This window comes from Cellulomonas sp., assembly GCF_035634735.1.
GTDB lineage: Bacteria > Actinomycetota > Actinomycetes > Actinomycetales > Cellulomonadaceae > Cellulomonas.
Genome location: NZ_DASQCJ010000054.1, coordinates 1 through 21,592 on the forward strand (window position 1 = coordinate 1; position 21,592 = coordinate 21,592).

Consider the following 21,592-nt stretch of genomic DNA (forward strand, 5'->3'; position numbering starts at 1 on the left):
ACCGGCGAGATCCACGTGTTCCGCGCCAAGTCCGTGGTCCTCGCGACCGGCGGCGCCGGCAAGATCTACAAGACGACCTCGAACGCGCACACGCTGACCGGCGACGGCATGGCCCTCGCCTACCGCCGCGGGCTGCCGCTCGAGGACATGGAGTTCTTCCAGTTCCACCCGACCGGCCTGGCCGGCCTCGGCATCCTGCTGTCCGAGGCCGCGCGCGGCGAGGGCGGCATCCTCCGCAACGCCGACGGCGAGCGGTTCATGGAGCGGTACGCCCCCACCATCAAGGACCTCGCGCCGCGCGACATCGTCGCCCGGTCGATGGCCAACGAGGTGCGCGAGGGCCGCGGCGCCGGGCCGAACAAGGACTACGTCCTGCTCGACCTGACCCACCTCGACCCCGCGCACATCGACGCGAAGCTCCCGGACATCACCGAGTTCGCGCGGACCTACCTCGGCATCGAGCCCTACACGGAGCCCGTGCCGGTGTACCCGACGGCGCACTACGCGATGGGCGGCGTGCCGACCAACGTCGAGGGCGAGGTCCTGCGGGACACCACGCACGTCGTGAAGGGCCTGTACGCGGCCGGCGAGGTCGCCTGCGTGTCCGTGCACGGCTCCAACCGGCTCGGCACCAACTCGCTGCTCGACATCAACGTCTTCGGCAAGCGCGCCGGCATCTCGGCCGCCGAGTACGCCGCCGGGGCGTCCTGGGTCGACCTGCCGGCCGACCCCGCCGCCGCGGTCGTCGAGGAGCTCGAGGACATGCGGAACCGCCCTCAGGGCGAGCGCGTCTCCGACGTCCGCCGCGAGCTGCAGCAGACGATGGACACCAACGCGCAGGTGTTCCGCACCGCCGAGTCGCTGCGCCAGGCGTTCCAGGACATCCAGGTGCTGCAGGAGCGGTACACGCGGGTGTCGGTCCAGGACAAGGGCCGGATGTTCAACACCGACCTCATCGAGGCGATCGAGCTGGGCTTCCTGCTCGACATCGCCGAGACGGTCGTCGTCGGCGCGCTCAACCGGCGCGAGTCCCGCGGCGGGCACTTCCGCGAGGACTACCCGAAGCGGGACGACGCCGGCTTCATGGAGCACACCATGGCGTACCGCCGGGAGCCGGGCGTGCCCGTCGACTCCCCCGCCGGCTCCGCGCCGAAGGGCGAGGAGGTGCCCGCACCGGGCCCCGGCCGCCCGGTCGTGCTCCTGGGCACCAAGCCCGTCGTGACCACCGTGTACCAGCCGATGGAGCGGAAGTACTGATGACTGCTGTCGCAGAGCGCTCGGCCGCCGCCGAGCCCAAGGCCGGCGAGATCCCCTCGTTCGAGGTCACGCTCAAGATCCGCCGCTACACCCCCGAGACGCACGGCGACGAGGCGTACTGGGAGGAGCACACGGTCACCGCCCACGGCACCGACCGGCTGCTCGACGCGCTGCACAAGATCAAGTGGGAGTCCGACGGCTCGCTGACGTTCCGGCGGTCCTGCGCCCACGGCGTGTGCGGCTCGGACGCGATGCGGATCAACGGCCGCAACCGGCTCGCGTGCAAGGCCCTGCTCAAGGACCTGAACCCGGACAAGCCGATCACGGTCGAGCCGATCAAGGGCCTGCCCGTGATCAAGGACCTCGTGGTCGACATGGAGCCGTTCTTCGCGTCCTACCGCGAGATCATGCCGTTCCTCATCACCACGGGTACCGAGCCGTCCCGCGAGCGGCTGCAGTCCCCCGAGCAGCGGGCCCGGTTCGACGACACCACCAAGTGCATCCTGTGCGCCGCGTGCACGTCGTCCTGCCCGGTGTTCTGGACCGACGGCCAGTACTTCGGCCCGGCGGCGATCGTGAACGCGCACCGGTTCATCTTCGACAGCCGGGACGAGGGCGGCGCCCAGCGGCTCGAGATCCTCAACGACAAGGAGGGCGTCTGGCGCTGCCGGACGACCTTCAACTGCACCGAGGCCTGCCCGCGCGGCATCGAGGTCACGAAGGCGATCCAGGAGGTCAAGCGCGCGATGATCACCCGCGCGTTCTGACGCTCCGGCACGGCGACGGCCCGGTCCCCCGCGCGGGGGCCGGGCCGTCGGCGTCCCCGGGGCCGGTGCTCGGGCGCGTGGGTCCGTCCCCGTGCGCGGGCGGGTCCCCGTGCCTGGGTGGGCCCCCGTGCCCGGGCGGGTCCCCGTGCCTGGGTGGGTCCCCGTGCCCGTCCCCGTCGCCGTGCCCCGGCGGGTCCCCCGGGCCCCCTCCGACAGTGGAACGTTGTGACCGACACGCCGTGGGCGTGTCGGTCACAACGTTCCACCGTCGCGGCGGGTGACGAGCCGCGCGGCGAGCGAGACCCCGGACAGCAGCATGGCGACGTGGCAGACCCCAAGCGCCACGACACCGACCGCGCCCCCGACGACCGCGCCCCAGCCCCCGCCGACGGCGTACCCGGCGCCGGCACCGCCGCCGACCACGACCAGCACGGCCGCGGCGGTGACGACCATCTCGACGAGCCCGTCGAGCAGGCCCCGCGCGAGGTCGCGCCCGACGCCGCCCGGTCGTCCCCCGGCGCGGGGTTCACCCGTGTCTCTCACGTGCCCGAACGCTAGGCCGTTCCGAGCTTCAGTGGAGCGTTCTGCCCGACACGCGCCGGCGTGTCGGGCAGAACGCTCCACTGTCGTCCACCGCCGCTGCCTGCCGGGCAGCGAGTCAGCGCGTCGGCGCGAGGTGCCAGCGGGCCGTCGGCCGCTGCGCGACAGCTCGTGCGTACGCCGTTCGCGCCCGCCCCTGCCAGCGGGCGCGTGCCTCGGCGGTCGCGAGGTCGACCGACGTGGCGCGCAGCACCTCGACCCCCAGCGCGCGCAACCGCTCCTGACGTGCGGCGTCCGCGCTCCGTCGCTCTGCACCGGAGTGCACCGCTCCGTCGTACTCGGCGGCGAGCCCGCTGGCCGGGTCGAGCACGTCGACCCGCGCCACGAACAGTCCGTCCTCGTCCAGCACGTCGGGGTTGCACACCGGTGCGGGCAAGCCCGCCTCGAGCCACACGAGGCGCATCCGCGTCTCCTGCGGCGACTCCACGCCGTCGGTCGAGAGGGCGAGCGCGCGCCGAGCGGCGCCGGCGCCCCGCCACCGCGACCGCTCACGCACCAGGATCTGGAGGTCCTCGGCGCAGAGCAGCCCCAGGGCGCGCAGCCGGTCCAGCCCGACGACCGCGTCGACCGGCGGCGAGGTCCGCGCGAGGTCGAACGCCGTGCGCGTGACGTCCGTGATCGCGTAGCCGTCGAGCGCCGCGCGCTCGTGCGGCGCGACCCGGCTGCGCAGCAGGCGCTCGCCGGCACGCGGTGCCAGCCGGGTCTCGGGCGGGCCGAGGAGCAGCACGGGTCGGAGGTCGCCGGGACGACCCCCGACGACCGCCCCGTCGAACAGGAGCGCACCGTCATCGCGGCCGCGGGGACCTCGCGAGCCGTGCGACGCAGCCCGACTGCGCAACGCATCCCGTTCGTGGAGCCGGGCCGCCGCCCAACCGCCGAGCGTGACGGTCTCGGGAGCGCCCGTCATCGCGACGGCGATCCGCACGTCAGGGTCGTCGATCTGGGTACCCGCGGCGACGTGCACCCCCCGCGCGACCCGGACGTAGCCCGCGCGGAGGTCGCCCCGGCGCCCTCGGGCGACGGCATCGCGTGTGGACACGACAGCGGGCAGGTCGCCGCCGGGGTCGGGACGCATCCGCGGGCCGGTGGCGAGTGCTCGGGTCATCGACCCACTGTGCGGGTGGCAGTTCCGACGCGGCCACCCCCGCGCGACGGCCCTGTGGACAACGGCCACGACAGTGGAGACGAGTGGAGCGTTCTGCCGGACACGCCCCGGCGTGTCGGGCAGAACGCTCCACTCGAGCAAGGGGAACGCGCGGGTCAGGCGGGGGTGGCGTCCTCGGCCGGGGGGTCGGCCGGCGGGGGGTCGGCGGTCCAGGCGGCGGCCAGCAGGACGATGCGGGCGATCAGGTTGATCCAGATCAGCAGCGTCACGATGACCGCGAACGACGCGAGGATCGCGTTGCGGTCCGCCGAGCCCGCGACAACCGAGGTGCCGAGCACCCGCACGACGCCGAGCCCGAGCGCCGCCACCAGCATGCCCTGCCGCAGGTCGGGCCACGCCGGCCGCTGCCCGGCGAGCACCAGCACGATCAGCGCGAACGTCCCGGCGTCGACCACGAACGCCACGAGGATGCCCGCGCCGCGGAGCACGAGGGACCCGACGGTCGACCCGTCCAGGCCGAGCACGGTGAGCGCCCAGTCGGCGGCCGTGGTGGTGGCGATGCTCAGCACGGCCGAGACCAGGATCGCCAGGCCGATGCCGGCGAAGCCGCCGAGCTCCCGCAGCTTGCCGGTGACCGCGTTGCCGCCGGCGCCCTCGGCCGCGAACATCGCCCGCACGGCGGTGCGCAGGGCGGCCATGGCGGAGATCGCGCTGACCAGGAGCACCACGAACGCCACGAGCCCCGCGACGCCGACGCCGGTGCTCAGCTGGAGCGTGTCGGGGTCGATGACGCCCGTCTCGTCGTCGCTGCTGGTCATCACCAGGCCGGGCAGGTTCGCGTCGATCGTGTCGAGGACGGTCTGCCGCAGGGCCTCGTTGTTGCCGAGCACCGCCATGAAGACCGAGTAGCCGATGGTCAGCCCGGCGAACACCGAGAAGATCGTGGCGTAGGCGATGCCACCGGTCAGGACGCCGCCGCCGGCCTCCCCGAACCGCGCGTTCGCGCGCGCCGCCCGGGTGCGCTGCCACCAGGCCAGCACGGCCTTGCCGCGCGCGGCGAGCCCGGCGAACCCGCCGGGGTACACCCGCGCCCCGACGTCGTGCCGGTTGCCGGCGGCGACGTCCTCCGCGCTCGCGGCGGCGGCGTGCGCCCGCCCGGCGCCCTGCGGTTCGGCCGGGACTCCCATGCCGATGACCCTAGGGACCGCGCGGCGGCTCGGCATCCGGAGCGGGGGCGTCGCCGCCGGTCAGCGGCCCGCGGGCGTCCGCGCCGGCGGCCAGCGCCGGTGAGCAGCGCCGGTGGGCGGCGCCGGACCCGTCAGCCGCCGAGCGGGAACGCCCCGATCGTCCGCCACATGCCGTCGTCCCCGTGCTCGTAGACGTGGATCTCCGCGACGTCGAACCGCGCCTCGAAGCCCGCCATCTCGGCGAACGCCCGGTCCAGCGCGTCGTCCGGCACCTCGTGCGCGATGGTGACGTGCGGGTGGTAGTGGAACCGCAGCTCCTGGTCGAGGATCCCGGACCGGATCGCCACCTCGAGCAGCTCGCAGGACGCGATGCCCTCGACCACCTCGACGAACACCACCGGCGAGACCGGCCGGAAGGTCGCGGTCCCCCGCAGGTGCACGGTGAACGGCGCGTGCGCGGCGGCCACCGCCCGCAGGTGCTCCTCCGCCTCGCGCAGCGCGGCCGTCGGCAGGACGGTCGGCCCGAGCAGCGTGATGTGCGGGCGGATCAGGTGGGCGCCGGGGTCGCCGACGCGGGCGCGCGCCGCCTGCAGCTCGGCCGCGTAGGGCTCCGGGACGGAGACCGCGACGCCGATCCGGAGCTCGTCGGCGAACGGCCCGGTGGGGTTCATGCCGTTCGGCGGCGGGGCAGCAGCCCGAAGCGGTCCGCGACCCGGTCGAGCGTGCCCCGCGCGATGGCCCGCGCCCGCTCGGCACCGTCCTCGAGCACCGCGTCCAGCGAGGCCGGGTCGGCGAGGTAGCCGTTCACCCGCTCCTGGAACGGGGCGAGGAACTCGACGACCACGTCCGCCAGGTCGACCTTGAGGTGGCCGTAGCCCTTGCCCGCGTAGTCCGCGACGATCGCCTCGACGTCGCGGCCGGTGAGCGCCGAGTAGATCGTCAGCAGGTTCGCGACGCCGGGCTGGTTCTCCCGGTCGAACCGGATCTCCGAGCCCGCGTCGGTGACCGCGGACCGGATCCGCTTGGCGACGGTCTTGGGCGGGTCGAGCAGCTCGATGATGCCGTTGGGGCTCGACGCCGACTTGCTCATCTTCGCGGTCGGGTCCTGCAGGTCGTAGATCTTCGCGGTGGCCTTGACGATGTGCGCGTCCGGCACGACCGCGGTGCCGTCACCGAACCGCTTGTTCAGCCGCTCGGCCAGGTCGCGGGTCAGCTCGAGGTGCTGGCGCTGGTCCTCGCCGACCGGCACGAGCGCCGTGTCGTACAGCAGGATGTCCGCCGCCATGAGGATCGGGTAGGTGAACAGGCCGACCGTGGTGCCCTCGGCGCCGTGCTTGGCCGACTTGTCCTTGAACTGCGTCATCCGGCCGGCCTCGCCGAACCCCGTCTGGCAGGACAGCAGCCAGGCCAGCTCCGCGTGCTCCGCGACGTGCGACTGCACGAACAGGATGGAGCGCTCCGGGTCCACACCCGCCGCCAGGTACTGGGCCGCGGTGCGCCGGGTGCGCTCGCGCAGCTGCACGGGGTCGGGCGACACCGTCAGGGCGTGCAGGTCCACCACGCAGTACAGCGCGTCGTAGGCGTCCTGCAGCGCGACCCACTGGGTGAGCGCGCCGAGGTAGTTGCCGAGGTGGAGGGAGTCGGAGGTGGGCTGCATCCCGGAGAAGATGCGAGGGGAGCCGGAGGCCATGGGTCCATTCTGACGGTCGGGGGCGGGTGGCCCGTGCAGGAGGGGGCGGGGTGCCGGTGCTCGGCAGCGGTCAGGTGGCCTCGTCGTCGAACGGGGCCGGCGCGCCGGGCGGCAGCGGGGTCGTCGACGGGGCGGCGCGCGCGGCGTGCCCCGCGGCACCGGCGCCGGCGGCCGCGGCCGCGGTGCGCGCGCCGGCGGGGGCCGGCTCGGGGTCGAGCAGGGCGTCGCGGACGATCCGGCGGGGGTCGTAGCGCCGCGGGTCGAGCGCGGCCCAGTCGATGTCCTTGACCTCGTCGCCCAGCTCGCTGTCGACGCGCTCGCGCGCGTCCGCGAGGAAGTGCCGGGCCTGCTTGGTCAGGCGGGCCAGCTGCTCGGCGTACTTCGGCAGCCGGGTGGGTCCGATGACGATGACGGCCACGACCAGGATCACGAGGAGCTCGCCGCCGTTGATCCCGAACACGCGCCCCAGGCTACCGTCCGCGGCCCGCCCGACCTAGCGGTCGGGGTCGCCCGTCCGGGTCAGCCCTGCGCGGACTCGTCGAGCACGACGCGCACGTCCCGCTCGGCGCCGTCGGCGGCGCGCACCCGCAGCGAGACGGCGTCCCCGGGCGTGCGCGCGCGGATCGCGACCACCAGCTCGTCCGACGCGGTCACCGGGCGGCCGTCGATCGCCAGGATGACGTCGCCGGCCCGGATGCCCGCGCGGTCCGCGGGGCCGCCCGGCGTCACCGGCTGCTGGGCGCCCTGCGGCGCGGTCGCGACCTGGACGCCCTCGCCCGTGTACGTCCCGTCGAGCAGCACGCCGATCACCGGGTAGGTGGCGACGCCGGTCTCGATCAGCTGCTCGGCGGTGCGCCGCGCCTGGTTGGACGGGATCGCGAACCCGAGGCCGATGCTGCCGCCGCTGGTCGCCGAGGTTCCGGGCGGCTGGGCGATCGCCGAGTTGATGCCGACGACCTCGCCCGCGGCGTTCACGAGCGGGCCGCCCGAGTTGCCGGGGTTGATCGCGGCGTCGGTCTGGATCGCGTTGATGAACGCGGTCTCCTCGGTGCCGTCGCCGGCGGCGACCGGGCGGTTGAGCGCGCTGACGATCCCGGTGGTCACGGTGCCCGCGAGGCCGAGCGGGGCGCCGATCGCGACGACCGGGTCGCCGACCTGCACCGCGTCGGAGTCGCCGAGCACCAGGGGGGTCAGGCCCTCGGCCTCGACCTTGACGACCGCGAGGTCGTAGTCGGCCGTGCTGCCGACGATCGTGCCGGGCAGCTGCGAACCGTCCGCCAGCAGCACGACGATCGACGAGCCCGCGCCCGACGCGCCCGCGACGACGTGGTGGTTCGTGAGGATGTAGCCGTCCTGGCGGAGCACGAGGCCGGAGCCGGTCGAGCCGCCGGACGCCGAGGACACCTCGATCGAGACGACCGAGGGCAGCACCGTCGCGGCGATGCCGGCCACGCTGTCCGGCGCGCGGTCGCCCGCGCCCGTGCCGACGGCGGCGGGCAGCCCGGCGTCCGCGAGGTGCGCGTCGTCGCGGTCGACCCGGGCGCCGACGACGCCGCCGAGCAGGCCCGCGGCGAAGGCGGCGACGACCAGGCCGGCCACGAGGCCGAGCGGCACCCGCCGGCGCCGGCGGCCGCGGCGCGCGGGGACGGGGACGCCGAGCTCGGGCATGGGGGGCGGGAGCACGCCCGGGGGCAGGACCGCGGGTGCCGGCGCCGCGGCCGGGTCGGCCGGCAGCGGGGACGGCGGGAGGGCGGTCGCGGGGAGGCCGTGCCGGGCGCCGGGGTGGGCCGACGCGGGCGCGGCGGGGCCACCGGGGGCGGCGAGGCCGGCGGGCGCGCCCCAGGGGGACGGCGCGCCCCACCCGGACGGGGCGGGCGCGGGGTGCGGGGGCTGCGGGGCCGCGCCCGCGGGGTGCGGGGCGGCGTACGGGTCGGCCGCGCCGCCGGGGCCGTACGGCGACGCGGGCACGGCGGCGCCGGGCTGGGCGGCCCCGGGCCGGGCGGCGCCGGGCTGGGCGGCGCCGGGCTGCGCGACCCCGGCCCAGGGCGCCGGCGGCGGCGTCTCGGCCGGCGCGCCCCAGGCGGGCGGCGGCGTCCAGCCCCGCGGGGCGCGCGGCGGCGGCGCGAACGGGTCGGCCGTCGGCCGGTCGCCGGCAGCGGGCCGGTCGGCCGGCACGGACCGGTCGCCGGTAGCGGGCCGCTCCGCGGTCCCGTCCCCGTCCCCGGCGCGCTCGTCGGGCGCGGTCACGGCAGGTGCACCGCGGCGGCGAACGTGTCCCACCCGCGGGTCAGGCGGGCGCTCAGGCCCGCGTCGAACTGGCCCTCGGGGAACTGGGCGACCACGGCGGCGGCGCCGGGCCCGGTGCGGGACGACACCACCTCGACCACGGTGTCCCCGGACTGCCAGGCCGCGTGCCAGGGCTCGGCCGACAGCAGGTAGACGGTGCGGCCCTCGACGTCGATCGGCTCGGCGGCGGTCAGCGCGGACACGTCGAGCCGGCCGTGCTGCTCGGTGACGACCACGTCGCCGGTCGGCCCGGACAGGTCGACCTCGAGCGTGCTGCCGTCGTCGCGCAGGTGCACGGCGGTGACGGACCACCCGGCGGGGACCTGCTCGGGGCAGGTCCACCCCTCGGCGCGCATCCAGTCCAGGTAGTCCTGCGTGCTGCCGCCCGCGGCGGGACCGACGGAGGTGCCGTCCGCGCCGCCGGCGACCACCGGGAGCGCGGCGGTGCCCGCGTCGCCGAGCAGCTGCAGCGCCTCGGTGGACTCGGTCACCGGGGCGACCGTGGGGCGGTCGCCGAGCAGGAACAGCCCGACCGCGACGACGCCCAGGCCGGTGAGCGAGCCCACGGCGGCGCGCAGGCCCCGACGGGTCGCGGCGCCCGCGGAGCCGGGCGCGCTGCCGACCACGGGGCGGTCGCCGAGCACCCGGCGCGAGCCGAGCACCGACCCGCCGAGCACGGACCGCCCGCCGAGGACGCCCTCGCCGAACGGACCGCGCCCGCCGAGCAGGCCCCCGATCCCGGAGCCGGCCGTCGTCGGGGCGCCGGTGAACGCGGCCGCGCCGCGCACGGCGGACGGCGGCACGAACGGGTCCATCGGCCGCGCGGCCCCCGGCCCGCCCGGTGCGCCGGCACCGGTGGGCACGGGCGCGCCGCCCAGCGCGAGCAGCCGGGCCGTGAGGTCGCCGGCGGGCCGGACGTCGTCGCAGTCGGACAGGACCCGCCGGGCGGCCCGCGCCGCGGCGAGGTCGGCGGCGCACCGGGGGCAGCCCGCGACGTGCGCGAGCGCCCGCTCGGCGGCGGCCGGGGTGAGCTGGCCGTCGACCAGGGCGCTGACCCGGTCCCCGAGGTGCCCGCTCACCGGGCACCCGCCGGGGCCGTCACCTCGGACGTGCGACCGTCCGCGGACTCCGCGGCCGCGGCGCGCACGGCCGCCGGCGAGCGGTGCTCCAGCGCCACCCGCAGCCGCGCCCGGGCGCGGTGGATGCGCGAGCGCACGGTGCCGAGCTTGATGCCGAGGGTGACCGCGATCTCCTCGTAGGACAGCCCCTCGATGTCGCACAGCACGACGGCGGCGCGGTACTCCGGGGGCAGCTCGTCGAGCGCGCGCTGCACGTCGACGTCGAGGTTGTCGTGCTCGAAGGCGCGCTCGGGCCCGGCGTCGGTGGCCGGGTAGCGGTCGCCGTCCTCCCCCATCGCGTCCATGCGGATGCGCTGGCGGCGGCGGGCGCCGTCGAGGAACAGGTTGGTCGTGATCCGGTGCAGCCAGCCCTCGAACGTCCCGGGGGTGTACGTGGACAGCGACCGGAAGACGCGCACGAACACCTCCTGCGTGAGGTCCTCGGCGTCGTGCCGGTTGCCGGTCAGCCGGTAGGCGAGGCGGTACACGCGCGCGGAGTGCTCCCGGACGATCGCCTCCCAGGTCGGGGGCTGCCAGTCCGGGTCGGGCAACGAGGTCGCCATCCACGTCCTTCTGCGTCGGGGGCCGCGGGTGCGGCGCGAGGTCCCAGAAACCCAGTGTCCCAGGACCCGGGGCCGGGTGCGAACCCGGCCCACCCCTGTCCCCGCACAACGCACACAGGTCCCGCCCGGTTCCCGCGCGAGCGGGTGAGGCCGGCCGGCCTCCGCGACCGCCGCCGCCCGGGGCGCCGCGCCGCCGCGGGCCGCCCCGCGCACTAGGCTGGCCAGCGCCCGCGCACGTCCGCGCACCGGCCGCCGCGCCAGCCTGGCACGACTCCCCCGCACGACCCTGAGACCAGGAGGACACCATCGCCACCGACAAGGCCGCGAGCTGGGTCTACGCCGAGGGCTTCGTCCCCGAGGACGACACCCTGCTGCGCGCGCGGGACCGCGCCGGCGAGCTCGGCTGCACGCCGGTGCAGCCCGGGACCGGCGCCGCGCTCACCGTGCTGGCCGCGGCCTCCCGGGCGCGCGCGGTGGTCGAGGTCGGCACCGGCGCGGGCGTCAGCGGCCTGCACCTGCTGCGCGGGATGCCGTCGGACGGCGTGCTGACCACCATCGACGTCGAGGTGGAGCACCAGCGCGCGGCCAAGCAGGCGTTCGCCGAGGAGGGGGTCCGCGCGGCGCGCACCCGCACGATCTCCGGCCGGGCGCTGGACGTGCTGCCGCGGCTGACCGACGGCGCCTACGACCTGGTGTTCGTGGACGCCGACATCGAGAGCTACCCCGCGTACGTCGAGCGGGCGGTGCGGCTGCTGCGCCCCGGCGGCGTGCTGGCCGTGGACGACGCGCTGTGGCACGACCGGGTCGCCGACCCGGCGCGCCGGGACGAGGCGACGACGCTGGTGCGCGAGACCGGGCGGCTGGTCCGCGAGGACGACCGCCTGATGCCGGCGATGCTGCCGGTGGGCGACGGCCTGCTGGTGGCCGTGCGCCGCTGACGCCGCGCGCCCCGGCGCGACCGGCCCGGGCCGCCCAGGGACGACGACGGCCGCCCACCCCGTGGGGTGGGCGGCCGTCGTCGTCCCGGGCGGCGCGTCGGCTCGGCGCGCCGCGACGGCTCAGCGCAGCGCCGCGAGCCAGCGCAGCAGCAGCCGCGCGCCGAACCCGGTCGCCCCCTCGGTGACCTCGTGCCGGTCCGCCGTCGAGCGCGCCGGCCCGGCGATGTCGAGGTGCGCCCAGGTGCGGGCGCCGACGAACTCGCGCAGGAACAGCGCCGCCGTGATGGACCCGCCGCCGTACTTCAGGTCCTGCGGGACGTGCCGCAGGTCCGCGACGGTGGACCGCACCGCGTCGGCGTAGTCCTCGACCAGCGGCATCGACCAGACCGGCTCGCCCGACTCCGCGCCCGCGGCCTCGAGCGCCGCGGCGAGCCGGGCGTCGGTCGCGTACAGCGCGCCGTGCTGCTTGCCCAGGCCCAGGCTGGCCGCGCCGGTGAGGGTCGCGACGTCCACCAGCAGGTCCGGGGCGAGCGTCGCGTCGGCCCAGGCCAGCGCGTCGCCGAGCACCAGCCGGCCCTCGGCGTCGGTGTTCGCGATCTCGACCGTGCGGCCGCCCCACATCCGCAGGACGTCGCCCGGCCGGTAGGACGAGGCGCCGAAGTGGTTCTCCGCGAGCGGCAGCACCGCGGTGACCCGGTGCGGCACCTCGGCGGCGGCCGCGCCGAGCACGGTCGCCAGCGCCACGGCCGCGCCCGCCATGTCGGTCTTCATGGGCACCATCGCCTCGCGCGGCTTGATCGACAGGCCGCCCGTGTCGTAGGTGATGCCCTTGCCGACGACCACGACGTGCTGGCGCCGGCGCCCCGCGGTGCCGGCGGGGCCCGCGGGGTCGTAGGTGACGGTGACCAGGCGCGGGGTCGACGCCGAGCCGCCGCCGACGGCGAGGATGCCGCCGAAGCCCTGGGCCTCCAGCTCGCGCGGGCCGAGCACCTCGACCCGCAGGCCGGCGGCGCGCGCCAGCTCGGACGCGCGGTCGGCGACCCAGGCCGGGTCCTTGATGCTGGACGGGGTGTTGGCGAGGTCGCGCACCAGCCAGGTGGCGGTGGCGCCGCGCACGGCCTCGTCGAGCGCGGCCTGCACCCGGACGCCCTCGCGGCCGACGACCACGAGCTCCGCGGCCGGCGCCTCCTTCGGCGACGCGGGCGCGCCGATCCGCTGCACGCGGTAGCCGGCGAGCAGGTAGCCCTCGGCGAACGCGCGCACCGCGCGCGGGCCGTCGGCGCCCGGCTCGGTGGCGACGGTGGTGAGCACGCGGCCCAGGCCGCGGGTGGCACGGGCCAGCGCGGCCCCGGCGCGCCGGAGCTCGTCCGGGGTGCCGTCGCCGACGCCCACCAGCACGAGCCGGCGGGGCAGGCCCGCCCAGGGCAGGGCCCCCGTGGCGCTGCCGACGGGGCGCGGGAGCAGCAGCGTCCACGCCTCGCCGGCGGCGCCGGTGAGCCCGGCCCGCTCCGCGAGCTCGGCCAGGTCGATGCCGTACCGCGCCGCCGCGTCGGCGGTGCCGCGGCGCGGCTGGAGGTCGGTGTCGTCCGGCGCCGCCGGGGCGACCGGGACGGCCACCGCGTCGACGCCGGGCTCGAGCAGCAGCTCCGAGGTCGCCAGCGAGCCGGCCGCGAGGCCGACCGCCGGGACCGCGCGGCCGATGCGCACGGCGGGGGAGGTCAGGGTGCGAGCCACGTCGGAAGCGCGTCCCGCGCGGTCAGGAGACGACGGAGGTCAGGGCCTCGCCCAGCTCCTGCGCCTCGGTCGCGTTGAGCTCGACGACGAGTCGGCCACCGCCCTCGAGCGGGACCCGCATGACGATGCCGCGGCCCTCCTTGGTCACCTCGAGCGGACCGTCGCCAGTCCTCGGCTTCATCGCGGCCATGCGTGGCTCTCCTTCGCGTCGTCAGCTGGGCTTCCGGGCGCCCGGTCCCTCCGCGCCCGCGGGGGGCGGGACGGGCAGGAGCGGGCCTCCGGCTCCCGGATGTCCAGGCCTCAGTCTAGTTCACCGGGGCGACAAGGCGGGGCCGTCGGCGCGCGGTGCGTGCGCCAACCCGCTCGTCAGGCCCCTGCGGGGCCGCCGCGGCGGGGCGCCGGGGGGTCCGCGGGACGGTCACGGCGGCCAGCCGGACGGCGGCACGAACCGCCAGATGCGCCAGACCCAGACGACCTGGAGCACGAGCATGAGGACCACCACCGCGCCGGTCCACGCCCACCGCGCCGCGCGCGGCCGGGTCACGAGGCCCGCCGTCGCGGCGCCCAGGGGGAACGCCAGCAGCAGGAACCGGGCCAGGCTGCTGCCCGGCTCGACCGCGGCCGCGAGGTAGAGCAGGTAGGCGGCGGACCACGCGTGCAGCTCGCGCCCGAGCCGCCAGGCCGACGGCGCGACCAGGCAGGCGACCACGAACGCCGCCGCCGCGAGCACCACGAGGGGCCACGCGGCGCCGAACCAGAACGCCGGCACGTACGACCAGCCCGCGAACGGGGCGGTGGTCGCCGCGCCGCGCCAGGCCTCCTGGGTCTGCAGGTAGGCGTCGGGCACGCCGGTCACCCAGCCGCAGATCGCGAGCCACGCGAAGCCGGACACGACCGCGGCGAGCCCGACGGCGGCGATCCCGGCCAGGTCCCGGCCCGGCGGCCGCTCCCCCGCCGCGCGCCACTCCCGCCACCGCACGACGGCGTGCACCAGCACGACGACCGCCATCGGCAGCGCGACGGCGCGGGTGAACCCGAGCGCCAGCACCGCGGCGCACGCCCAGCCGTACCGCCGGGTGACGATCGCCAGCAGCGAGGCGGCGACCAGCAGCAGCGCGAGCGACTCCGTGTAGCCGACCTGCAGCACCACCGAGGTCGGGAACACGCTGACCAGCAGCACCGTCGCCAGCGGGAGGCCGGGGCGCGCGGCCACGGCCCGGGGCGCCCCGCGCAGCACGGCGCGGTGCACGAGCAGCACCGCGCCGGCGCCGGCGAGCAGCGACACCGTCGGCGCCACGACGGCCCAGGAGCCGCCGGTGACGGTCATCAGCGCACGCACCAGGAACGGGTACAGCGGGAAGAACGCCCACGCGTTCTGCTGCACGACGCCGTCGGCGCCGACCGGCAGCTGCGCCGGGTAGCCGCCCTCGGCGATCGTCCGGTACCAGGTGGCGTCCCACATCAGGCCCGTGTAGTCCGCGTACCCCGGGGCGGCGGCGGTCCAGCCGCTGGCGGCCTGCCGGGTGGCGACGACGAGCAGGACGACGGCGGAGAACGCGCGGGCGGCGGCGTAGACCGCGAGCGCCTGCGCCCACCACGGCCAGGTGCGGGGGTCGAGGGCGGCGCGGCGCGCGGGTGCGGGCGAGCCCGCCGTCACGCCGGGTCCCGCCGTCACGCCAGGCCCCGCACGGCGCGCGCCGGGGGCGCGTCGCCGCGGAGCGCCGCCACCATGTCGACCGTCCGCCGGGTCGCCCGGACGTCGTGCGCCCGGAACACCCGCGCGCCGAGCCAGGCCGCCAGCGACGTCGCCGCGAGCGTGCCCTCCAGCCGGTCCTCGGGCGGCAGGTCGAGCGTCTCCCCCACGAAGTCCTTCCGGGAGAGCGCGACCAGCACCGGGTGCCCGAGCGCGGTGAGCGCGGCCGTGCGCCGCACCAGGTGCAGCGAGTGCCACGTGCTCTTGCCGAAGTCGTGCGTCGGGTCGACGAGCACGCTCGCCGGGTGCACCCCGAGGTCGACGGCCCGGGCGGCGGCCGCGCGCAGGGTGGCCAGCACGTCGAGCAGCACCCCGTCCCGCGGGTCCGCGCCGGCGGGGGCGTCGTCGGGCAGCGGGTAGGTCACCCGCAGCGGGTCGGTGCGCGGCGGCAGCCCGCCGGTGTGCGAGCACACCACGCCCAGCCCCCGCTCGGCCGCGACCTCCACGAGCGCGGGGTCGTGCCCGGCCCAGGTGTCGTTGAGCAGGTCGGCGCCGGCGTCGGCCGCGGCGCGCGCGACCTCGGCCCGCCAGGTGTCGACGCTGACCAGCAGGTCCGGGTGCCGGCGGCGGACGCGCTCCACCAGCGGGACGACCCGGGCGATCTCCTCCGCGACGTCGACCGCGGGCCCCCGTCCGGCGCGCACGCCCCCGAGGTCCACCAGGTCGGCGCCCTCCTCCTCGGCGCGCGCGACGGCGGCGTCCGCCCCCGCGTCGTCGTACCGGGCGGCGGCGTAGAACGAGTCCGGGGTCCGGTTCACCACCGCCATGACGACGGGACGGCCGGGCCCGAACCAGCGGCCGCGGAGCAGCAGCGGCGCGCCGGCGGCGGGGACGCCGGGCGCCGGCGCGGCGTCGGGCTCAGCGCCCACCCGCGGCGTCCTCCGCCTCGTCCGCCACCTCCGCCTCGGCCTCCTCCTGCGCCCGCTCGGCCGCGGCGGCTGCCTCGCGCTCGGCGGCGCGCAGCTCGACCCCGCGGTCGCGCACGATCCGCACGGCCTCCTCCGGGTCGTCGACCAGCCGGATCAGCGCCAGGTCGGCCTCCCGGATCATGCCGCGCTCCAGCACCGGGCCGCGCAGCCAGTCGAGCAGCCCCTGCCAGTAGTCGGTGCCGACCAGGACGATCGGGAACTCGGTGACCTTGTGCGTCTGCACCAGGGTCAGCGCCTCGAACAGCTCGTCGAACGTGCCGAAGCCGCCGGGCAGCACGATGAAGCCCTCGGCGTACTTCACGAACATCGTCTTGCGGGCGAAGAAGTACCGGAAGTTGACCCCGAGGTCGACCCAGGGGTTCATGCCCTGCTCGAACGGCAGCTCGATGCCCAGCCCGACCGACAGGCCGCCCGCCTCGGACGCCCCCTTGTTGGCGGCCGACATGATGCCGGGGCCGCCGCCGGTGATGACCGCGTAGCCGGCCTCGGCCAGCAGCCGGCCGACCTCCTCGCCGAGCGCGAAGTCGGGGTGCTCGGGCAGCGTGCGGGCGGAGCCGAACACGCTGACCGCCGGCCCGAGCTCCGCGAGCGCGCCGAAGCCCTCGACGAACTCGCTCTGGATCCGCATGACGCGCCACGGGTCGCCGTGCAGCCAGTCGGCGCCGTCGCCGCCGGACAGCAGGCGCTGGTCGGACGTGGTGGTCGGGATCTGCCCGCGCCGCAGCAGCACGGGGCCCTTGCGGTACCCCGAGCCCGGCACGGGAACGCCGTCGTCGCTCATGGGCCCGACTCTACGGTCCGCGGCCGTGCCCGCACGGGCGCCCCCGGCGGCGGCCGGGTGAACCCCGCGTGACCGGCCGGGTCAGGCCGTCAGCCAGGCCCGGAGCGCGGCGTGGCACAGGTCGAGCTGGGCGACCGGCAGCCGCTCGTCGTCCTTGTGCGCCAGCAGCGGGTCGCCCGGGCCGAAGTTCACCGCGGGCACCCCGAGCGCGGAGAACCGCGCGACGTCCGTCCAGCCGTACTTGGGCGCGGGCGCCCCGCCCGTCACGCCGAGCACCGCGGCGGCGAACTCGGCGGCCGCCGGGTCGTCCAGCCCCGGGCGCGCGCCGGCGGCGGAGTCGGTGACGACGACCTCGAACCCGTCGAACAGGTCGCGCACGTGCGCCTCCGCCTCCGCGACGGAGCGCGACGGGGCGAACCGGTAGTTCACGGTGACGACGCACCGGTCCGGCACCACGTTGGTGGCGACGCCGCCGCTGATCAGCACGGCGTTCAGGCCCTCGCGGTACACCAGGCCGTCGACCTCGACGGAGGCCGGCTCGTACGCCGCGAGCGCGGCCAGCACCGGCGCCGCGCCGTGGATCGCGTTCACGCCGGTCCAGGCGCGCGCCGAGTGCGCCGCGACGCCCGGCACCCGGACCTCGGCGCGCAGCGTGCCGTTGCAGCCGCCCTCCAGGCCCGCGTCGGTCGGCTCGCACAGCACCGCGAAGTCCGCGGCGAGCCAGTCCGGGTGCTCCCGCGCGATCCGGCCGAGTCCGTTCAGCGACGCCTCGACCTCCTCGTGGTCGTAGAACACCCAGGTGACGTCGCGGGTCGGCTCGGTCAGCGCGGCGGCGAGCGCGAGCTGCACCGCGACGCCGCCCTTCATGTCGACCGTGCCGCGGCCCCACAGCACCGCGTCCGCGCCGGCGCCCTCGAGCCGGGTCGGCAGGTTCGCGGGGTCCGTGGTCAGCGGCACGGTGTCGATGTGCCCGGCGACCACGACGCGCGCGGCCCGGCCCAGGTGCGTCCGGGCGACCACCGCGTCGCCGTCGCGCAGCACCTCCAGGTGCGGGTACGCCCGCAGCGCCTCCTCCACCGCGTCGGCCAGCGCCGCCTCGGCGCCGCTCACGGAGGCGATGTCGCAGATCGCGGCGGTGAGCGTGGTGAGGTCGGCGGTCAGGTCGAGCGGGGTGGTCGTCGTCACGCCCGCGACCCTACCCGCGGGCGGCCACCCCCTGGCCGACGGCCCCTAGGCTGGACGCCATGACCGACCGCACCGCCTGGGCCTGGGGCCTGGCCACCGTCACCGACTCCGGAACCGTGCTCGACACGTGGTACCCGCGGCCGGCGCTGGGCGACGTGCCCGCCGCCGCGGAGTGCCCCGAGGAGCTCGCGGCGCTGGTCGCCGTCGACGTGGCCCGCGGCGTCCGCACCGAGACCGTGCTGACCGTCGTGGACCTGGACGCCGAGCCGGTCGACACGGCCGACGCCTACCTGCGGCTGCACCTGCTCTCCCACCGGCTCGCGGCGCCGAACACCCTCAACCTCGACGGCATCTTCGGCGCGCTGCCCAACGTCGTGTGGACGGACCACGGGCCGTGCGCGGTCGACGGGTTCGAGACCACCCGCGCCCGGCTGCGCGCCGCGACCGGCCGCCCGGTGACGGTGTTCGGCGTCGACAAGTTCCCGCGGATGGTCGACTACGTGCTGCCCGACGGCGTGCGGGTCGCCGACGCCGACCGGGTCCGGCTCGGCGCCCACCTGGCGTCCGGCACCACGGTCATGCACGAGGGCTTCGTGAACTTCAACGCCGGCACGCTCGGCACGTCGATGGTCGAGGGCCGGATCTCGCAGGGCGTCGTCGTCGGCGAGGGCAGCGACATCGGCGGCGGCGCGTCCATCATGGGCACGCTGTCCGGCGGCGGCCGCGAGCGGGTGTCGATCGGCGAGCGGTCCCTGCTCGGCGCGAACGCCGGCCTCGGCGTCTCGCTCGGCGACGACTGCGTGGTGGAGGCGGGCCTCTACCTGACGGCCGGCACCAAGGTGACCCTGGTCGGCCAGGCCGGCGAGGACGGCGCCCCGCGCGTGGTCAAGGCCCGCGAGCTGTCCGGCTCCGACGGCGTGCTGTTCCGGCGCAACTCGCTGACCGGCGGGGTCGAGGCGGTCGCGCGCACCGGCACCGGCATCACGCTCAACGCCGCCCTGCACGCGAACTGACGCCGTGTCCCGCCGCCGCAGCAGCACGGCCTCGCGCCTGGGCTGCGCGGCGCTCGCCGCCGTCGTCCTGCTCGCCGGGGCGGTGGGCGCGGTCGTGTGGGTGCTCGGCGGGACGTCCCCCTCGCCCGCGTCCCGGCGGTGCACCGCGACCGTCGACGGCACGGCGTGGGGGCTGTCGGCGGACCAGGCCGACAACGCCGCGCTGATCGCCGCGACCGCGGCGCAGCGCGGGCTGCCCGCGCGCGCCGCGACCATCGGGCTCGCGACCGCGCTGCAGGAGTCCCGGCTGATCAACATCGACTACGGCGACCGCGACTCGGTCGGCCTGTTCCAGCAGCGCCCGTCGCAGGGCTGGGGCACGGTCGAGCAGATCATGGACCCGGTGTACTCGACCGGGAAGTTCTACGACGGGCTGGTCGCCGTGCCGGGGTACACCGAGCTGCCGGTGACCGAGGCCGCGCAGGCCGTGCAGCGCTCGGGGTTCCCGGACGCCTACGCCCAGCACGAGGGCCGGTCCCGCGCGTGGGCCTCGGCGCTCACCGGCTGGACCCCGGGCGCGCTCGACTGCGACCTCGACCCGGCGGCGCAGGCGGGCGACGTCGACGCCGTGGCCGCCCGGGTGCAGCGGGACTTCGGCGGGGCGGTGTCGGCGGCGGTCGACGGCGCGGCCGACGGGTCGGCGGGGCCGGTCGTGCTGCTCGACGTCGCCGGGCTGACCGCGGCGACCGGCGGCGACCCGGCGCGCGCGTCCTGGGCGGTCGCGCAGTGGGCCGTCGCGGTGGCGGAGGGGCTCAGCCTCGACGCGGTCGAGGTCGGCGACAGCCGGTGGGACCGCGGCGGCGAGGGCTGGTCGGCGGGCGGGGCGGCGGCGGACGCGGGCGCGGCCCCGGCGGGCACGGTCGCCCTCACCCTGTCCCCGACCCCCTGACTCGCTCCGCGCCCCGGTCGCCCCGCCCGCCTTCGCCGAGATAGGACCGGCGCCCCGAGATAGGGCCTCGGACGGTCCTACCTCGGCGCGGAGGCCCTATCTCGGCGAGGGTGGCGGCCGGGCCCGCCGGCGTCAGCGGAGCGTCGCGAAGGCCGTGATCTCCTCCCGGAGCTGCTCGGCGAGCTCCGCGAGGCCCGGCGCCGGGGCGCCCGTCGCGGCTCCCCCGCCGGCGGCCGCCGCGACCGCCTCGACCTGCCCGGACATGCCGGCGACGATCTCGTCGATCCGCCCGATCGCCCGCCCGGCCTGCTCGGCCACGGCCTGCGCCTCGGCGACCTGCCGCGCGATGTCGTCGGACCGGCCCGCGGAGTCGTCGGCGAGCGCGCGGACCTCCTGGGCGACGACCGCGAACCCGCGCCCCGCCTCCCCCGCCCGCGCGGCCTCGATGGTCGCGTTCAGCGCGAGCAGCCGGGTCCGGCTGGCGATCGCCTTCACCAGGCCGGCGGCCTCGTCGATCTGCGCCGAGGTGTCCGCGAGCTCCCGGACGGTCGCGCGGGAGTCGCGCGCGGCGGACGTGGCCTGTTCGGCGGCGGCGCCCAGCGCGGCGGCCGACGACGCGAGCCGCTGCGCGCTCTCCGCGACGCGCTCGGCGACCGCGACCATCCGCTCGGCCAGGTCCGCGCGCTCCGCCTGGTCGCGCGCGGTGCGGCCCGCGGCGCGCTCCAGGTCGGCGCGTGCCCCGTCGATCCGGGCGGCCCCCTCCCGGAACGCCCCGGGCATGCCGCGGCGCAGGAACCGGCGGTGGAACCGGCCCTCGCCCGCGGCGGTCAGCGACGCCTGGGACTCGCGGACGTAGGCGTCGACCAGGTCGGCCAGCCTGTTGAGCGAGGCGCGCGCACGCTGCACGGCGGGGTCGTCGCCGAGCGCGGGCAGCCGCCCCTCGAGGTCGCCCGCCGCGATGCGCTCGCAGAACGCGGCGATCGCCTCCAGCGCGGCGCTCGTGCCGTCGCCGAACCCGGCACCCACGGCACCCCCGGCACCCCCGGCACCCCCCGCACCGCCCGCGCCCCGGGCCGGCCGCGGGCGGTGCCAGGCCCGCGTCGTCGTGGCGCTCACGCGGCACCCCCGTCGGCGTCGTCCCGGCCGGCGAGCGACCAGACCCACTCGTCGTACGTCAGCCCGGCGCCGTCCAGCACGGCGCCCAGCGCCGCCGCGCCGGCCGCGAGCGCGTCCGGCGTGCTGCCCTGCGCGTCCTCGGCGGCCCGGACCCGGGCGTACAGGTCGCCGACCGTGCGCCGCGTGGCCGGCGGCACCCAGCGGCGGTTCGAGTGGTACCCCACCACCCGGCCGTCCGGCCCGCGCGAGGCGGTGACGTGCGCGAGCACCCAGTAGTGCCCGCCGTCCGCCGCCAGGTTGAGCACGTACGCGAACAGCTCCTGGCCCGTGGGGATGACGTCCCACATGAGCCGGAACACCGCGCGCGGCATGGCCGGGTGCCGGATGAGGTTGTGCGGGGCGCCGAGGATCTCGTCCTCGGGGTACCCGCTCACGCGCACGAACACGTCGTTCGCGTAGGTGACGACCCCCTTGGGGTCGGTCTTGGAGACGATGATCTCCTCGGGCCCGAAGGCCCGCTCGACACCGGTCGGCCGCACCCCGCGTCGCCCCCGCACGGGTCCTGGCCGCCGGCCGCTGCCGCGTCGGTGCGCGGCCTCAGTGGGCGACATGTCCCCCCGGATCGGTCCGGGTCGTCGGGTT

General features: G+C 77.2%; 22 protein-coding genes. 5 read left to right on the forward strand and 17 right to left on the reverse strand.

The window, feature by feature from the left end; translation table 11 throughout:
* The coding region (locus VER05_RS05095; RefSeq protein WP_324844313.1) for an FAD-binding protein at positions 1-1,257 on the forward strand (1,257 nt) is incomplete at its 5' end.
* The gene (locus VER05_RS05100) at positions 1,257-2,024 is read left to right on the forward strand and encodes a succinate dehydrogenase iron-sulfur subunit (protein WP_166942903.1); all 768 of its coding nucleotides are present in this window, start codon (positions 1,257-1,259) and stop codon (positions 2,022-2,024) included. The genes VER05_RS05095 and VER05_RS05100, both read left to right, overlap by 1 nt.
* Positions 2,025-2,276: 252 nt before the next feature.
* Here VER05_RS05100 and VER05_RS05105 read toward each other — a convergent pair whose 3' ends face one another.
* The 9 genes from VER05_RS05105 to sigE all read right to left on the reverse strand — a co-directional run bounded on the left by VER05_RS05105 (position 2,277) and on the right by sigE (position 10,573).
* On the reverse strand, positions 2,277-2,567 hold the full coding sequence (locus tag VER05_RS05105; protein ID WP_324844314.1) for a hypothetical protein: 291 nt from the start codon (positions 2,565-2,567) through the stop codon (positions 2,277-2,279).
* A 115-nt stretch (positions 2,568-2,682) separates the two neighbouring features.
* A complete protein-coding gene (locus VER05_RS05110; protein WP_324844315.1) occupies positions 2,683-3,588 on the reverse strand; it encodes a hypothetical protein in 906 nt (301 codons plus the stop codon).
* A gap of 296 nt (positions 3,589-3,884) precedes the next feature.
* Complete coding sequence (locus VER05_RS05115; protein WP_324844316.1) at positions 3,885-4,916, reverse strand: YihY/virulence factor BrkB family protein; 1,032 nt, start codon at positions 4,914-4,916, stop codon at positions 3,885-3,887.
* A 131-nt stretch (positions 4,917-5,047) separates the two neighbouring features.
* Entirely contained in the window at positions 5,048-5,587 is a 540-nt protein-coding gene (locus VER05_RS05120; protein WP_324844317.1) for a 2'-5' RNA ligase family protein, read from the reverse strand.
* A complete protein-coding gene (gene trpS / locus VER05_RS05125; RefSeq protein ID WP_324844318.1) occupies positions 5,584-6,606 on the reverse strand; it encodes a tryptophan--tRNA ligase in 1,023 nt (340 codons plus the stop codon). Before trpS ends, VER05_RS05120 begins: the two co-directional genes overlap by 4 nt.
* A gap of 70 nt (positions 6,607-6,676) precedes the next feature.
* Positions 6,677-7,066, reverse strand: a complete 390-nt coding sequence (locus VER05_RS05130; RefSeq protein WP_324844319.1) for a twin-arginine translocase TatA/TatE family subunit — start codon at positions 7,064-7,066, stop codon at positions 6,677-6,679.
* A gap of 59 nt (positions 7,067-7,125) precedes the next feature.
* Positions 7,126-8,853, reverse strand: a complete 1,728-nt coding sequence (locus VER05_RS05135) for a S1C family serine protease (RefSeq protein WP_324844320.1) — start codon at positions 8,851-8,853, stop codon at positions 7,126-7,128.
* Complete coding sequence (locus tag VER05_RS05140) at positions 8,850-9,971, reverse strand: zf-HC2 domain-containing protein (RefSeq protein WP_324844321.1); 1,122 nt, start codon at positions 9,969-9,971, stop codon at positions 8,850-8,852. The genes VER05_RS05135 and VER05_RS05140 overlap by 4 nt, the downstream gene beginning before the upstream one ends.
* Positions 9,968-10,573 (reverse strand): RNA polymerase sigma factor SigE, encoded by a 606-nt coding sequence (sigE, locus tag VER05_RS05145; RefSeq protein WP_324844322.1) that lies wholly within the window; start codon positions 10,571-10,573, stop codon positions 9,968-9,970. Before sigE ends, VER05_RS05140 begins: the two co-directional genes overlap by 4 nt.
* 305 nt (positions 10,574-10,878) lie before the next feature.
* Here sigE and VER05_RS05150 point away from each other — a divergent pair, with 305 nt between their 5' ends.
* Positions 10,879-11,511 (forward strand): O-methyltransferase, encoded by a 633-nt coding sequence (locus VER05_RS05150; protein WP_147795860.1) that lies wholly within the window; start codon positions 10,879-10,881, stop codon positions 11,509-11,511.
* A 120-nt stretch (positions 11,512-11,631) separates the two neighbouring features.
* On the opposite strand, the gene VER05_RS05155 is transcribed toward VER05_RS05150, so the two are convergent.
* The 6 genes from VER05_RS05155 to dapE form a co-directional block, all read right to left on the reverse strand.
* Positions 11,632-13,245, reverse strand: a complete 1,614-nt coding sequence (locus VER05_RS05155; protein ID WP_324844323.1) for a leucyl aminopeptidase family protein — start codon at positions 13,243-13,245, stop codon at positions 11,632-11,634.
* A 22-nt stretch (positions 13,246-13,267) separates the two neighbouring features.
* Complete coding sequence (locus tag VER05_RS05160; RefSeq protein WP_082812748.1) at positions 13,268-13,435, reverse strand: DUF3117 domain-containing protein; 168 nt, start codon at positions 13,433-13,435, stop codon at positions 13,268-13,270.
* A gap of 228 nt (positions 13,436-13,663) precedes the next feature.
* The gene (locus VER05_RS05165; RefSeq protein WP_324844324.1) at positions 13,664-14,920 is read right to left on the reverse strand and encodes a hypothetical protein; all 1,257 of its coding nucleotides are present in this window, start codon (positions 14,918-14,920) and stop codon (positions 13,664-13,666) included.
* Positions 14,917-15,867, reverse strand: a complete 951-nt coding sequence (gene folP, locus VER05_RS05170; RefSeq protein ID WP_324844325.1) for a dihydropteroate synthase — start codon at positions 15,865-15,867, stop codon at positions 14,917-14,919. The genes VER05_RS05165 and folP overlap by 4 nt, the downstream gene beginning before the upstream one ends.
* Positions 15,857-16,708, reverse strand: coding sequence for a TIGR00730 family Rossman fold protein (locus VER05_RS05175; protein ID WP_324844326.1), 852 nt, complete (start codon positions 16,706-16,708; stop codon positions 15,857-15,859). The genes folP and VER05_RS05175 overlap by 11 nt, the downstream gene beginning before the upstream one ends.
* A gap of 81 nt (positions 16,709-16,789) precedes the next feature.
* Complete coding sequence (dapE, locus tag VER05_RS05180; protein WP_324844327.1) at positions 16,790-17,893, reverse strand: succinyl-diaminopimelate desuccinylase; 1,104 nt, start codon at positions 17,891-17,893, stop codon at positions 16,790-16,792.
* Between the two features lie 59 nt (positions 17,894-17,952).
* Between dapE and dapD the strand changes: the two genes are divergently transcribed.
* Complete coding sequence (gene dapD, locus VER05_RS05185; protein ID WP_324844328.1) at positions 17,953-18,906, forward strand: 2,3,4,5-tetrahydropyridine-2,6-dicarboxylate N-succinyltransferase; 954 nt, start codon at positions 17,953-17,955, stop codon at positions 18,904-18,906.
* A 4-nt stretch (positions 18,907-18,910) separates the two neighbouring features.
* A complete protein-coding gene (locus VER05_RS05190; protein ID WP_324844329.1) occupies positions 18,911-19,834 on the forward strand; it encodes a hypothetical protein in 924 nt (307 codons plus the stop codon).
* A gap of 132 nt (positions 19,835-19,966) precedes the next feature.
* On the opposite strand, the gene VER05_RS05195 is transcribed toward VER05_RS05190, so the two are convergent.
* Both VER05_RS05195 and VER05_RS05200 read right to left on the reverse strand, forming a co-directional pair.
* Positions 19,967-20,950, reverse strand: a complete 984-nt coding sequence (locus VER05_RS05195) for a methyl-accepting chemotaxis protein (RefSeq protein ID WP_324844330.1) — start codon at positions 20,948-20,950, stop codon at positions 19,967-19,969.
* On the reverse strand, positions 20,947-21,489 hold the full coding sequence (locus tag VER05_RS05200) for a PAS domain-containing protein (protein WP_324844331.1): 543 nt from the start codon (positions 21,487-21,489) through the stop codon (positions 20,947-20,949). The genes VER05_RS05195 and VER05_RS05200 overlap by 4 nt, the downstream gene beginning before the upstream one ends.
* Positions 21,490-21,592: the final 103 nt, after the last annotated feature.